At 65.5% G+C, this 14084-nt stretch carries 13 protein-coding genes; 5 read left to right on the top strand and 8 right to left on the bottom strand.

Going from position 1 to position 14084, the window contains the following annotated elements:
• Window positions 1-73: 73 nt before the first annotated feature.
• The 6 genes from MRBLAR12_RS07950 to MRBLAR12_RS07925 form a co-directional block, all read right to left on the bottom strand.
• Window positions 74-1300, bottom strand: a complete 1227-nt coding sequence (locus MRBLAR12_RS07950; protein ID WP_364744953.1) for an MFS transporter — start codon at window positions 1298-1300, stop codon at window positions 74-76.
• Entirely contained in the window at window positions 1278-2174 is an 897-nt protein-coding gene (locus tag MRBLAR12_RS07945) for a dihydrodipicolinate synthase family protein (protein WP_229995501.1), read from the bottom strand. Before MRBLAR12_RS07945 ends, MRBLAR12_RS07950 begins: the two co-directional genes overlap by 23 nt.
• Window positions 2175-2323: 149 nt before the next feature.
• Window positions 2324-3241: an EamA family transporter gene (locus MRBLAR12_RS07940; protein WP_414645477.1), complete on the bottom strand. Its 918-nt coding sequence runs from the start codon at window positions 3239-3241 to the stop codon at window positions 2324-2326.
• 60 nt (window positions 3242-3301) lie between these two features.
• The gene (locus MRBLAR12_RS07935) at window positions 3302-4042 is read right to left on the bottom strand and encodes a B3/B4 domain-containing protein (protein WP_229995500.1); all 741 of its coding nucleotides are present in this window, start codon (window positions 4040-4042) and stop codon (window positions 3302-3304) included.
• Complete coding sequence (locus tag MRBLAR12_RS07930) at window positions 4035-4640, bottom strand: helix-turn-helix domain-containing protein (protein ID WP_229995499.1); 606 nt, start codon at window positions 4638-4640, stop codon at window positions 4035-4037. The genes MRBLAR12_RS07935 and MRBLAR12_RS07930 overlap by 8 nt, the downstream gene beginning before the upstream one ends.
• A gap of 408 nt (window positions 4641-5048) precedes the next feature.
• Window positions 5049-5954 carry a LysR family transcriptional regulator gene (locus tag MRBLAR12_RS07925; RefSeq protein ID WP_229995498.1) on the bottom strand — a complete coding sequence of 302 codons (906 nt, stop codon included), beginning with the start codon at window positions 5952-5954 and terminating at the stop codon, window positions 5049-5051.
• 73 nt (window positions 5955-6027) lie between these two features.
• On the opposite strand from MRBLAR12_RS07925, the gene MRBLAR12_RS07920 reads away from it, so the two are divergent.
• Window positions 6028-7035: an EamA family transporter gene (locus MRBLAR12_RS07920; protein ID WP_229995497.1), complete on the top strand. Its 1008-nt coding sequence runs from the start codon at window positions 6028-6030 to the stop codon at window positions 7033-7035.
• Window positions 7036-7122: 87 nt separating this feature from the next.
• On the opposite strand, the gene MRBLAR12_RS07915 is transcribed toward MRBLAR12_RS07920, so the two are convergent.
• A complete protein-coding gene (locus MRBLAR12_RS07915) occupies window positions 7123-7899 on the bottom strand; it encodes an SDR family NAD(P)-dependent oxidoreductase (protein ID WP_364744949.1) in 777 nt (258 codons plus the stop codon).
• 213 nt (window positions 7900-8112) lie between these two features.
• On the opposite strand from MRBLAR12_RS07915, the gene MRBLAR12_RS07910 reads away from it, so the two are divergent.
• A complete protein-coding gene (locus MRBLAR12_RS07910) occupies window positions 8113-9726 on the top strand; it encodes an FAD-binding oxidoreductase (protein WP_229995495.1) in 1614 nt (537 codons plus the stop codon).
• Window positions 9727-9788: 62 nt separating this feature from the next.
• Here MRBLAR12_RS07910 and MRBLAR12_RS07905 read toward each other — a convergent pair whose 3' ends face one another.
• On the bottom strand, window positions 9789-10763 hold the full coding sequence (locus MRBLAR12_RS07905) for a helix-turn-helix domain-containing protein (protein WP_229995494.1): 975 nt from the start codon (window positions 10761-10763) through the stop codon (window positions 9789-9791).
• 515 nt (window positions 10764-11278) lie between these two features.
• Between MRBLAR12_RS07905 and MRBLAR12_RS07900 the strand changes: the two genes are divergently transcribed.
• The 3 genes from MRBLAR12_RS07900 to MRBLAR12_RS07890 all read left to right on the top strand — a co-directional run bounded on the left by MRBLAR12_RS07900 (window position 11279) and on the right by MRBLAR12_RS07890 (window position 13944).
• Entirely contained in the window at window positions 11279-11857 is a 579-nt protein-coding gene (locus MRBLAR12_RS07900) for a TetR/AcrR family transcriptional regulator (RefSeq protein WP_229994210.1), read from the top strand.
• 456 nt (window positions 11858-12313) lie between these two features.
• Complete coding sequence (locus MRBLAR12_RS07895) at window positions 12314-13534, top strand: acetyl-CoA C-acyltransferase (RefSeq protein ID WP_229994209.1); 1221 nt, start codon at window positions 12314-12316, stop codon at window positions 13532-13534.
• Window positions 13531-13944 carry a PaaI family thioesterase gene (locus MRBLAR12_RS07890; protein WP_229994208.1) on the top strand — a complete coding sequence of 138 codons (414 nt, stop codon included), beginning with the start codon at window positions 13531-13533 and terminating at the stop codon, window positions 13942-13944. The genes MRBLAR12_RS07895 and MRBLAR12_RS07890 overlap by 4 nt, the downstream gene beginning before the upstream one ends.
• Window positions 13945-14084 lie beyond the last annotated feature (140 nt).

Here is a 14084-nt window from a genome sequence, read left to right as displayed (position 1 = left end):
TTTGGCGTGCCTCTGGTGCACTCGCCGCGGCGTGCTGCCGGCCCGGGCGAGGGTGCTGTTGACTGCAGGCGGGCTAGTGCTTGGACAAGCGTGGACGGGAGCGCTCGATGATGCTGGACGTGGCAGTTGCTGCTGTGAGGGCGGTCGCCAGCAGAAGCGGTGCCCAGACCGTTTGTGTGATGGTTGCACCCGCGACGGCTGTTCCGGCTGATCCTGCAGCGATCTTGAGTGCGCCTACCCAGATGAAGACTTGGCCGCGAGCTTCGATGGGGGCGTATTCGCTGCGCGCGGCGAGTGTTGAGGCGAAGAACATCGCGTTGGCGATCCCTGCCAGGCCGAAGGCAATGAGGGAGGTGGGGAGTGTCGGAGTGAGCATCACCAGTATCAGCGTTGCCGCGACGAGTGCGGCGAGGGAGCTCATGAGAGGGTCTGCGTCGCGGCGAAGCGGTCGGAGCATGAGCCCTGCTGATCCGAGGAGATTTCCTATCCCGTAGGCTGCGACCAGTGTTCCGGCGGCTGAGGCCCCGCCGTACGCGGGAGCTGTCGCAACGGCGTAGATCGGTAGCGCGGCGACAGAGAATGCGACGGTCACGGTGAGTCCGAGGGTGCGGCGAAGCGGACCACGTGCCCAGATGAGGCTCAGTGTTCGACCGGGGGACGGCACGTCAACGGCCTTGTTGGGTGGCTCTTGCCTGGGGAGTGCGAGGACGGCTCCCGCACCAACGACGGCGGCTCCGGCCAGAACCAGTGTCGCGGTGAGTGCGTCAGATGCTGCCGCGATCCACGCGACCGCTGCGGGGCCGAGGGTGCCGCTGAGTCCGTAGCTTGCGACGTCCCAGCTTTGTGCTCTGCGTTGGCTGCGCTGCCCGGGGCCGGCGATGGAGGGCAGGCGGCTGCTGATCCCGCCGGTGAGCATCGGCCCGAAGATGCCCGAGGCAAAGAGCAGCATGGCTGGCCAGATCGCCCAGGCGACGGGCAGGAGCAGTGCAGCAGCACCGAGCAGCACGCCGTGGAGGACGGCAGCGGATGCGATCACTTTGCGTCCGTCGCGGGCTGTATCGAGGCGTCGTGCGATGAACGGGCCGAGCAGGTGGGGTGCGGTGATTGATGCTCCCAGGAGCCCGGCCAGCCAGCCAGGCATCCCGCAGGCGTGGGCTAGCAGCACGATGGCGACTACTGCGCCGCCGTCGGCGCTGCGAACCAGGGTCGCGGCGAAGACGTATCGGGCCAGCGCCCCGACCCGGCGGTCCTTCCTGCGTGGAACGCCGAGGCCGGCGCTACGAGTTAAGCCCGAGCTCATCGACAATCCTGCCAACATGGGCGCGCTGCTTCGCGGTCAATCCCTGGAGGGGAAGAGGCAGGCACGATGTTGATGCCAGTCCCAGCTGTTCCGCTATTGCCGCAACGACCCGGATACTCCCGCCAAACTCAGCAAACGACTCCCACAACGGTGCAAGCCGTTCGGATTCAGCGGTCGCGTCTGAGGCCCGCCCTTCCAGGACGGCCCGGGTGATCCGCATCGCCAGGGCGGGCAAGGTGCCGCCGATGACGGAGTACCAGGCATCGCACCCGGCGGCCAGTCCGGCGGAGGCTTTTGCGTCACCGGAAACTCCGATGGTCACGTGCGCCGGGACGGACGCCCGGATTTCCTGAACCCGCGCCTGTGCCTGCTCCGGATCGACTGGCACGCCCGGGATTTTGATGGAGGCGATACCGGGCAGTTCCGCGATGCGTCCGTAGAGTTCGGTGGTGAACGTGAAGTGGGTGGTGCCTGGGTTGTCATAGACGATGACGGGCAGCGACGAGTTCGCGGTGACGGTTCGGAAGAGTTCGAACACGTCATCGTCGGTGAGGGGTTGATAGGTCATGGGGGCCAGCAGGAGACCGGAAGCCCCCGCCTGTTCTGCCTTTTCAGCGTTGGCCAGGACGTGTGAGGTCCGCAAGGCCCCGATACCAATGAACACGGGTGTTTTGCCGGCGTGTTCGACGGCGAGACGGGCGACGCGGTTTCGTTCCTCGCTGCTCAGGTAGGCGTAGGAGCCGGTGGATCCGAGTGCGGTAATGGAGTCGACCTTCGCCTCGGCGAGCCGTTCGATCAGGCGGACGAAGGCGTGCTCGTCGACAGCATCGTTGGCCAGAGGGGTCAGGGGGAAGGCGCTCAAGCCGGTGAACATGGGTATAACTCCTTTGTTTGAATCACAGGGAAGCAAAAATCTGAGGCAGCTGCCGGTGCCTAGGCGGGCTGAGCTGCGGGGCCCTGTAAGCAGGGGAATTCTCCCGCAGCGACAGTTCTGGCGGACGCGCCTATTTGGAGGACTGTCGTCTACTTCGGTCCTTGGCTGATGAGGCCGGGGTCGGTGCGGGCGGCGGCGTGTTCGCGGGAGCGCGGTTGCCGTCGGCCACCGCGTTGCGCGGCGGCGCCGGCAAGGACGACGAGCGTGATGCCACCGAATTGGGTGAGCGAGGGCTGCTGGTGCAGCACGAGCAGCCCGAGGAGCACCCCGAAGGCGGGTTCGAGGGCCATCAGGGTACCGAACGCGGTGGGCGTCATCCGGCGCAGGGCGAGCATCTCGAGCGCCATTGGCAGCACCGGCATCAGGACGGCCAGTCCGAAAGCGACGGAGAGGACACCGAGGTTGAGATGTCCGGCGGACTGCGGGATGCCGACGACCGCTGCCGTGGCAGCGGCGACGGGAACGGTGAGTGAAAGCGCGCCGATGCCCGTGAAGCGGTCGCCGATCCGTTGGGTGAGCACAATGTAGACGGCCCACCCGACGGCCGCGAGCCCTGCCAACCCGATACCGGCGAGGTTGATCTCACCAGCCCAGGGTTCGGTCAGCAGGACGACGCCCAGCAGCGCCAGGGCTGGCCAGATAAGCGCCCGTGCGCTGTGGCTGCGCACCGCGGCGACGGTCAGCGGACCGAGGAACTCGATCGCGACGGCGGTGCCGAGCGGGATACGTTCGATGGAGGCGAGGAAAGCGATGGTCATCAGTCCGGTGGCGACGCCCAGCCCCAGGAGCACGGGGACGTCGTGGCGGCGGAGCGTGCGCAATGGGGGTCGGGCGATGGCCAGGAAGACGAGTGCCCCCACGCTGAGTCTGAGCCAGGCGGTTCCGGTCGGCCCCACCGCCGCGATCAGATCCACTGACAGGGCCGAGCTCAGCTGGACCGAGAGCATGGCGGCCACGGCCAGTCCCCACGGCGGAACGGGGACATTGTTGGGGGCGCGCTGGCTCACGGCTGGCCCTTTCGGGCCTGCCGGTCACCGATCTCGCGTGTCCGGGAGTGGATGAGCATGTCAGTCTCCTTCATTGACTATCGGGCCGGCGGTTATCAGGCGGCGGGCGACCCTGACGTCGGGACCGAGCCGGGTCAGCCGGGCGGCGAGGTCCTCGGCTGCGGCGTGGAGCGCCGCATCGGTCATGGGTTCGAGCGCGTCGAGGATGAACAGCGCGGAGGTGGTGTGCTCGCCGAGTTGGGTGCGGCGTGCCTGGCGCCAGTTCCAGCGCCGGCAGGTCACGCCGGCGTCGTCGCACCACACCACCTCGCCAGGTTCCGGGTGTTCGATCACCGCGGCGCCGTCGGCGGCGGTATCAAAGGGCTCCTTGCCGGTGGCGCGGACCAGCCGTGGCGCACCGCTGTAGCGGGTCAGATCCTCCCCGCCCAGCGGGATCTGGTGAATCACCGAGACCGCGTTATAGAGGTCGGTGAGACGGTTCACCCGGGGCAACCCGGACACCGCACGGCGCAGGAGCGCTTCCAGGCTGTTGCGCGTGCGGCTGGGTTTGGCACCGAAGGCCTGGTAAGCCTCGCGCCACGCAGCCACGTGCGGGAGCTGCTCAACCGGCCGGCCGTTGAGCAGCTCCCGGGCTGCGGATTCCGCCGTCCGGAGCAGCTCCTCACCGGCCTGGTCACTCGGGCCCGGGACGAGTCCGTCAACGGCCAGCAGCAACGCCCGGTAGTCGGGCCGCAGCGCGAACACGGCGGCGTCAACCTGGCCGCCGTCGAGAAATTCCTGAAGCATGCCCGACTCAGGCATCGGACGCCTCCGGACGGTGTCCTGTCCCCACGCCCGGCTCGAAGACGGCCAGGGAGAACCTCGCGGGCTCTGTGCCCGGGTTGGCGTAAGAGTGTGCCACGTCGCCCGGGAACGTCAACGCATCACCTGCATCGAGGGTGACTGATTGACTTGCGACCTCCACCGTGACCGTGCCCTGCTGGACCTGCAAAAGCTCCTTGGTGCCCGATGTGTGGGCCTCGCTCACATGGCGATCGCCGGGACCCAGCGTCCAGTCCCACAGTTCAACCACGTCCGGCGGTTCGGTGCCGGCCACCAACACCCCGCGGCCGCCGGACTCACCGCTCCACAAAGCAGCGCCCTCACCACTGCGCGTGACCTTCACCGGCTTCGGGCGAGGTGGCTCGACCAACGCCGGCAGCCCCACACCCAGCGCGTCGCTGATCCTCAGCAGGGTTCCCACGCTGGGATTCGCGGCACCCTGCTCCACGTTGACGACCATCCTGCGGCTTACCCCTGCGGACTCCGCCAGCTGATCAAGCGTCCAGCCCCGCGACTGCCTCTCCTGCTTAACCCGGGCGCCGATTGCCAGCGCCAGGCTCGTTGTACTTTCATCCATAAGTGCATCATACTGCACTTCTAGTGCACTAGACTACTGACCGTCGTTCGGCCGCCCATCAACGAGTGGCCAAAAAGACCCTCTTGAGCTTCGACGTCGCACGTCATGCCGCCAATCAGGACCAAACCGTGCATGACTCTTGTCGACGACCTTTTGTGAGACTACTCGGAAGTGTCAATTTTCGAAGTCGTCTGCACCACTTCATGCGGAAGTACGGGGTTGTGCAGGCGATTTTGAACATCTGAGTGTTCAAAGTTGCCTGTACGGTCTGCATTTTGATCCGTAGTCGGCTGCACAAACCGTCAGGGCACGCCCGGAGACGGGCTTCTGGGCTTAGTGATACTCGGCCGTCAGAGTCTCCGGTGGTGATGCGGAGAGGGCGCCTGTTACTTTGCGCCGGGGGCGCCTCTAGCTCGCAGCTGGGCCTGCAATCTTGCGCAGGAGGCCGGCAAGGTGCTGAATGCCCGGGCTTTCGGTCATGGTCCTGCGGTGCACCATCCCCACACGACGAGCCGGCACGGGATGGACCGGTACAGTGACCACATCCGCGGGCAGTGCGGGCCTGCCGAGACGAGGCACGAGCGCCACCACGGCCCCTTGCTCCACCAGCGCGATGTGGGTTGCGAAGTCCGGATCGTAGACCTGGATATCCGGGACACGGCCCAGATCGGCAAAAATCCGCAATAGGGCTTCGTTGCAGATGGCGCCGTGCGGGGTGCTGATCCAGCGCTCATCAACCATATCGGCAGCTTCCACCTCCGCCCTTCCTGCCAGGGGGTGGTTGCGGTGAACCAGGAGATCCGCGATGTCATCGCAAAGCCACTCGAGCTTCACGTGCTCTGGAATCACAAGCGGGACGGAGTTCCAGTCGTGGACGATGCCGAGGTCGGCTTCCCCGCCGGCTACACGTGCCACGGCTTCACGTGGGTCCTCGGCCAGCACGGTGACGTCCAGATCAGTTTCGGAGGAAGCGAGCATGCCCAGCATCGGCCCCACCAGCCCCCGGCACGCGGTGGAGAAGGACACCACCTTCAAGCGGCCATACGGTTTGGCGGGATCGGCCAGGAGCGTGGACTGGAGTTCTTCCAGTTCGGCGAGAATGCGGCGCCCATAAGCGGCCAAGGCAAGTCCGCGTTCAGTCAGCAGCACCCCTCGGCCATGCCGCTCCAGGACCGAGAAACCAGTCTGCTTTTCCAGCTTCTTGATCTGCTGCGATACCGCCGACGGGCTGAAGCCCATCACCCCTGATGCTGCAATGACGGAACCATGGTGCTCAATCGCTGCCAGCGCACGGAGCGCTCCGATGTCTATCATGAAGCAAACGTACATGTTATTCGGTATGAATCAATGCTGGTGCTTCATTCTCCTCTCTGTCAAGGTGAGGAGCGTGAACCTTCGCCATTCCTTGCTTGCCACCCTCGTCGCTGTCTTGTGGGGCCTAAACTTCGTGGCCATCGACTTGGGCCTCCACACCAACGGACGCGACGTTCCGCCGTTGCTGTTCGTGGCCATGCGGTTTGTCCTGGTGGTCTTCCCCTGGATTTTCTTCGTGCGCAAACCTGAGGTCAGCTGGGCAGCAATAATCGGCGTCGGACTCTTTATGAGCGCCGGCCAGTTCGGGCTGCTGTACCTGGCCATGGCGCTGGGCATGCCGGCTGGTCTGGCCTCACTGGTACTCCAGGCGCAGGTTCTGCTTACGGTTCTGTTGGCCGCCGTGTTCCTTGGCGAGCGGCCCAGCGGGCGTCAGTTGGCCGGCGTCGTGCTTGGCGTCGCCGGCCTGACGGTAGTGGCGGTGGGCCGCAGTGCCGTTGCCCCGCTACTTCCGTTCCTCATTGTGCTGGCCGCGGCGCTTTCCTGGGCTGTGGGCAACGTGGTTGCACGCAAAGCCAAGGCGGCCTCGGGGCTGGGGCTGGTGGTCTGGTCGGGTGCGGTGGTCCCGCTCCCGCTCGCCGGACTTTCACTGATCATCGATGGTCCCGATGCCATCACCGCAACGATCGGAGACCTCCAGCCCGCCACTGTCCTGAGCGCGCTCTACACCGCGGTTTTCGCTTCGATGGTGGGCTACGGGATCTGGAACCGGCTGCTCGCGAAATACTCGCCGTCGGCCGTGGTCCCGTTCACGCTGCTAGTGCCGGTCGTGGGGATGAGCGCCGCGTGGCTGGCCCTGCAGGAGGTGCCCTCGGCCACGGAAGTGGCTGGCGGACTGCTCCTGCTGGGAGGAGTGGCGACGGCGGTGCTCACCAGAAGCGGTGGGCGGATGCAACGGCAGGGCCCCGCTTTGCCGCCAGCTTTGGGCCCGGCTTCGGCCAGTGGCTTGCGGGTCGCAGACGCCGACGAACAAAACCTACAGCGACTGCAGGGATCAGCCAGCGGAAAACCGTCCCAGAACTGACATGAAGGGATCGACTGCCCGTCTCGCTGAGGTCCTGTTCGGTGGTCCATACAGGTTTCACCGATTGAGGCCCGGTCTCGCTCGGACCTACATCATCGCGCTGGCTCCGCCGTCTACAACCAGGTGGGATCCCGTGACCCATTTCGCTTCTTCGGAGGCCAGGTAGAGGCCGGCATACGCGACGGCGATCGGGTCCCCGGGTTTGCCGTCAATCGTGCGCTCGACGATCGGGGCGACCGGTGCGTTCTCGCCAAATTCCTCGAACATCGCGAGTACCGGCGGAGTCGCCATGACACCAGGACTCACGCAATTGACGCGAATCCCGACGGCGACACCTTCGGCGGCGAGCTGCCGAGTCAGGGCGATAACGGCCCCTTTCGCGGCGGCATGGGCGGCCTGCGGCAGGGCTCGGGCACCCTGGATTCCGGCGCCCGAACCGATGTTGACGATTGCACCGCCGACGGCGGCCAGATGCGGCCAGGCGCTTTGGCAGGCATGCCACACCAGGTCCAGCTCGTTCTGGATGGTGAACCGGTATTCCTCGCCGCTCATCTGGGCGAACGGCGCGAATTTCGGCATGCTGGCGTTGTTGTAGAGCACGTCGATGCGGCCGTGGCGTTCGATCGCGCCGGCGACCCAGCGATCGATGTTTTCCCGGTTGCCCAGGTCCAAGGGGGCGCTTGATTCGATCGCGCCTCCGTCGGCCTCCACCAGGCGGACCGTCTCTGCAGCTCCGTCGGCATCGAGGTCGCAACCGACGACCGTGGCACCCTCACGTGTGAACAGCCGGGCGGTCACCCGGCCCATTCCGCCCCCGATTCCTGTCAACAGGACGACTTTTCCTTCCAGACGACCACCGGCCATGGTTCCTTCTCCGTTCAACTCGTCATATGTATTGGGCCCCATGCAACCACGGCGAGGAGGGGGCCAGAGGCCGGAGCGGTGTGATGGTGCAGTTTGTGCACACTTCTGTGCACGAACTGCACCATGGGGCCGGAATCTCCCCACTCCGGTGCCAGATGGCACAGGATGAACGGCACGTGTTAGACACGACACACTGCATCAAAGGAGATCCAGATGAGCAACACCCCCATGACGTCGACTCGCCCGCTCCCGCCCGGCGTTACCGAATCCGACCTCGAAGAGGCACTGGCCGCGTTCGCCGTCGCGATCGGCGAAGACAATGTCGCAAGCGATGCCGAGTCCCTGCAGGACTTCCAGGATCCCTTTCAGGTTCCCGGCTCCGCCACGAATCTCCCCTCCGCCGTCGTCAGCCCGACGAGCACCGAGGACGTCCAGGCGATCGTTCGGATCGCCAACGAGCACCGCATCCCGTTGTGGCCCATTAGCCGCGGCAAGAACAACGGCTACGGCGGTGCCGCACCTCAGGTGCGTGGCTCAGTAATGGTGTCGTTCCGGAGCATGAACCGCGTTCTGGAGATTAACGAAGAGCTCGGCTACGCGATTGTTGAGCCCGGCGTGAGCTGGTACGACCTGCACGAAGCGATCAAGGCCGGCGGGCACAACCTTGTCGCGTCCATCGTCGACATAGGTTGGGGAGGCGTCGTCTCGAACACGCTCGAGCATGGGCTCACCTACATGCCGTACTCGATCGACCAGGCCTCGCACTGCGGGTTCGAGGTCGTGCTCCCGAACGGAGACCTCATGCGAACCGGCTCGGGCGCGATGGACAACAACCCGACCTGGCCGCTGTACAAGCGAGGCCTGGGGCCGACCTCGACCGAGATGTTCATGCAGTCGAACTACGGAATCGTCACGAAGATGGGCTACTGGCTCATGCCGAAGCCCGAGGTGTACATGCCGCTCTGGCTGCGCGTCTGGGATGACGCGCAGATGCCCGCCGTGGTCGATGCGCTGCGCGAACTCATGCTCGCCGGCGCCATCGACATGCGCCCGCAGCTGTCGAACACGCTGTGCATGGCATCGATGCTCACCACGCGCGCCGAGTGGTTCGACGGCGAGGGGCCGATGCCCGAGGAAATCATCGACAAAATCGCCAAGGAGTTGGGACTGGGACGCTGGATGATGCGGTTCGCGCTCTACGGAGACGAAGCGGTGGTCGATCACAACTTCGAGAAGCTCAAGACGCGCTTCTTGCAGATCCCGAGCGTAGAGCTCATGGGCGAGAAGCACGGGGCCGATGCGTGGGAGACGCTGCCCAATCCGCACGAGCGCGTGCAGATCGGCGTGCCGAGCCAGGATCTCTACAAGATGGCAGGATGGTCTGGCGGCGAGGAGGGAGGCCACGTCGATTTCTCGCCGGTAATCCCGCTCACGTCCCAGCACGCGATGGCCGCGCAGAAGCTGATGGCCGAGATGTGCGCCGAAGCGGGCCTTGATTTCCTTGGTGGCATGCTCCCCATCAACGCGCGCGCAACCACGTTTATCAACGTCATCCCCTTCGACACGAAAAACCCGGAGCAGGTCGCCAAGGCGTACGCCGTGGCCAAGCGCATGGTCGCCGAGGCCGGCAAGCGCGGCTACGGCGAATACCGGGCGCACCTGTCCTTCATGGATCTCGCGGCCGACCAGTTCGGCTTCAACGACCACGCGCTGCGGCGCTTCAACGAGACGATCAAGGACACGCTCGACCCGAACGGAATCATCGCTCCGGGCAAGTCAGGGATCTGGGGCACCCGACTGCGGGAGGCCGGCTTCCCCCAGGCCTGATCGCGCATCTTTGGGGAGCCCCCCGCCCCGCCCAACGGGCGGGTGCTGGGGAAGATCCCGCCCTAACAAACGGGCGGGGTCTTCCCCACAGGCTCCGGCAGATGCCTGGCTTCCCGTGGGGCGCAGCCGTGGACCTCGCGGAAGGCTCTGCTGAAGCTTGCCGGATGGCGGTATCCCCACCTCGTCGCGACCGTCGCGATCGTCGATTCCGGGGACCGCCGCAGCTCGCCCACGGCACCCTCGAACCGGCGTTCGCGGATCCAGGCCGACACTCCGGTGCCGGAGGCCGAAAAGAGCTTGTGGACGTAGCGCGTGGACACGTAGTGGGCCCGAGCGATCCGCTCTGGCCCGAGTTCCGGGTCGTGCAGGTGGTCCATCACGAACCGCTGCATCCGCGCAAGCAGTACCTCGGGCCGGGAACGCGGATCGGAAATCTCCTGCGCGCCGTACATGCTGCGAAGCAAGGGCAGCAGCATCTCTGCAGCGCCTTCCCCGTCAGGGCTTGAGAGCCCGCCGCCGCTCGTTGTGGTTCGGGCTAGCTGTACGAGGAACGGGGTTCCCGGCCCAGCGAGCCGTCCCTGGCCCGAATCCACCCGTGTCGCGGAACGCCGGGCGATGCCCTCGGCCTGCGCCCCGATGAACCATTTGGGAATGCTGAATACGAGCACCTCGAAACCCTTGCGGCCCTCAAAGGTGGAAGGCCGCGACGTATCGTGGCACGCAATGTCACCGGGGCGAAGAAGGCAGCTGCGATCGTCCTGTTCGATATGGATCGTGCCCCTGGTCATCAGATACAGCAAGATGCACTCCGGATCGGCGGTCGCGATCATCCGCTGCGTGCGTGCCACCCGGTGGGCAAGCCCCTGGATGGACCGGACCCCGACCGGCCCGACCTGGCCACCGGCCAAGCGGGCGTCGAAGGTGGGCGCTCCGACCGATTCGACGTGCATCGGGAAGAAGCGTTCGGCGATCCCCGCCGACCAGTAGTCCCGGCGCTCGGCCGGAGGAACCGACCGAGTATCCAGGACGGAAGTCATTGGTCCACCTCAGATGAGGATCCGTCGTAGATCTGCGGTGCAGCTAAGCACATGCCGAGTAGGGGAGGGCGGGCGTTGCCGTGGGCCCGGGGCTGGATCGGCTTCGTGGGCGCCGGGTCGATTCCGGGCGTCGCCGATGCTGCCGGCGATTTGTGAGTCCGACAGCCCACGACAACCGAGCTCACCGTCAAGTCCCTCGCCTGGGCTGAACCTCCGGCTTCCATGACCTCCGTGGCAGAAGACTCAGTCACGGCACCTCCCTTAAAGATTCGATCCGTTTCGTACTGAGTGTAAGGTGAGTCACAATTCCATGCAAAGATGCCACGTCACCTCTTTCGTGGCCCCAGAAGACCCTTTGTTGCCAGGCCACTTGGGGCGTTGTTGTTCCTATATACACAGGCTGACGCTTTTTGCCGGGCCCCATCGCCAGTACCTCGCGATACCCGGAAGACTGAAGCATCAAAGTGTGATCGTGTACGTTTCGTATTGGATGGCTAAGCACGTATGGTTGACCCATGGCAATCAGAAGCGAAGAAAGTCGTCGGGCCATTTTGGAAGCAACCATGAAGTTGCTCGAAGATTCGGGGCCTGACGGATTTACGGTGCAAAAGCTCTCGATCGAGCGCATTGCCCGTGAGGCCGGAGTCAGCAAGACCACTATCTACAGGTGGTGGTCGAGCAAGGTTGCCGTGGTTATCGATACATTCCTGGACAACCATGTCGCGCGTACTCCGGTGCGCCAGGATGTCCCTGCGATCGACGCGCTTCGTGAGCACATGGCCTCACTTGCGGAGGTCTACGCGGGCAATGAGGGCCGGCTCGTGGCGCAACTCATCGGTGAGTGCCAGGGCGACGAGGCAGCGATGGCTGAATTCAAGAAACATTTCTGGACCCCGCGCGCGCTGGTCGTTACGTCCCTGGTTGAACGGGCCATCAACGAGGGGTCGATGCGCAAAAATCTCGACGCCCAGCTCGTCACGGAGCTGCTCTATGCCCCCGTGTACTTCCGCCTGTTGTTCCAATCGGGCCCCCTCGACGCCAAAGCCACCGATGCCATCATGCAGACGGCACTTGAAGGGCTTGCTGCAGGGTAGCGGCCCCAAGTATTACTTGTGTTCCGTCCGGGCCCATGGGCCCGATCGGCTCCGTGACTGAAGAATGGACCCTATAACCTTGGGTTGCCGCGGCATGTTGGGCGAATAGCATGCCGGTGCTGGCTTTAGCCGGGGCGCAGCCCGGCGCCCGCGTTGAGTGGCGTGCACCCATTTGAGGGTGCGCAAGAAGTTTTCGGCGGCGGTCCGGTAGGCGGCGACGCCCTGTCATCGCCTGCTCCCACCGTGACTTCTTTGCGACATGCCCGTGGCGCCCTTTGCCTCCCGATTTCCCTTCCACGTGTCCGGTGTGGGCGTGGGAGGCCTCGAGTCTGTGCAATACGATACGGTTCGTATATATTGGATGTGACGTTAGATGTAGGAAACTGACCCTGATCTGTCCCTGCCCGTGGAGCCAGCCCGTTAGGGAAGCCGTCCACACTGAGAGGAAACATCATCGTGAAAACCGCCATCGCGCCGAATGATGCGGTCGTCGTCGCCTATCGCAGGACACCGATCGGCCGGGCCCGCAAGGGGTCTCTGGCCGGTGAGCGCCCCGAAGACCTCGCGCTGGCAGCCATCCGGGGAGCGCTCGCTGCGGTTCCGCAGGTTGACTCCGCCGAGTTTGCGGACGCCTACGTGGGGTGCGCGGTACCGCAGGGCGCGCAGGGCGACAACATTGGCCGCCGCATCATGGTTCTTGCAGGGATGGACAGCGTCCCCGCGGTTACTGTGAACCGCTTCTGCGCGTCCTCGTTGCAGGCCACCGCGATGGCGGCCCAGGCCGTGCGGGCGGGCGACGGGGACGCGTTCCTGGTTGCGGGCGTCGAATCGACCACCTCGACACCGCCCGTAGTTGAATCACTCCACCCCGCCTTCGCGGACGCAGCACGGCGTGCCGATGGCATCTTCGAATCCGGCCAGCCTTGGTCCGACCCCCGGGATCACGGGGAGCTGCCCGATGTGTACCTCTCTATGGGCAAGACCGCCGAGTTCGTGGCCCGTCAAACCGGCACCACGCGCCGCGACCAGGACGAATGGGCTCTGGAGTCCCAGCTCCGGGCGGAACGGGCGATGGAGTCCGGCTACTTCGCGCGCGAGATCGTGCCGGTGGCCACGGCTGCCGGCACGGTGGTGCGGGCCGATGACGGCCCGCGTCCTGGCACCACGCTGGAGGCCCTCTCGGGCCTCAATCCCGTGTTCCACGAGTCCGGTACCGTCACCGCGGGCAACGCCAGCCCGCTCAACGACGGCGCGTCGGCCTTGGTGGTGATGAGCGCCCGGCGCGCGGGCGAACTCGGGCTGAAGCCGCTGGCCCGCATTCTGGGCAGTGCCGCAAGCGGCCTCTCGCCGGAAATCATGGGGCTGGGTCCGGTGGACGCATCCCGCCGCCTGCTGGATCGTTTGGGCCTGTCGATCGGTGACATCGACATCGTCGAGCTGAACGAGGCCTTTGCCGCCCAAGTGGTTCCCGTGGTGCGGAAGCTGGGGGTAGATCCCGAGCGGGTCAACCCGTTTGGCGGGGCGATCGCCTTGGGCCACCCATTCGGTGCGACCGGCGTGCGGCTGGTCGGAACGCTCATCAACGGACTGCAAACCAAGGACGGATCGCTCGGCCTGGCGACGCTCTGCGTGGGCGGCGGCCAGGGCATGGCGATGGTAGTGGAGAGGTTGTCGTGAACCAGCCAGCGATCATTGCCGACCCGGCCCGCTCGATGCTGGCCGCCGACCGGAGCCTGGAAGGGCTCGGCATCCAGGTGTTGCGCGCCAGCGAGGGCCGTGCCACGGCCGTCCTCCGGGTCACGCCCGAAATGGCTAACGGGCACGGGATTGCCCACGGTGGATTGGTCTTCGCGCTGGCAGACACCGCGTTCGCTATGGCCGCAAACACATTCGGCGCCGGAATCGCGACCGCCGAGGCTTCCATCTCCTACATTTCCCCGGCCTGCATCTCGGAGGAGCTAGTCGCCTCCGCTGAAGTGACCTTTCACGAGGGCCGCCGGATGATAGTGGATGTGGTGGTGCGGGCGGGGGAGCGGACTGTCGCCATCTACCGCGGAACGGGCAGGGCGCTGCGCCCGGCGGACTGAGGCTTCTTGAACAGCTGCCGATATGGGGCGGCAAGACATGCGTGTGTGCCCGGGCTCCAAGTCGGAGTCCGGGCACACAAGTATTTGTAACAAGGTTGCCGCGCCGGCTCCCGCCACGGGTGGGGCCGGCGCGGCGCAGG

Source organism: Arthrobacter sp. LAR12-1-1.1 (assembly GCF_040676555.1).
In the GTDB taxonomy this organism is placed as follows: domain Bacteria; phylum Actinomycetota; class Actinomycetes; order Actinomycetales; family Micrococcaceae; genus Arthrobacter.
The sequence above is the reverse complement of the archived record's forward strand: the minus strand, read 5'-3'. Positions and strand labels throughout refer to the sequence as shown.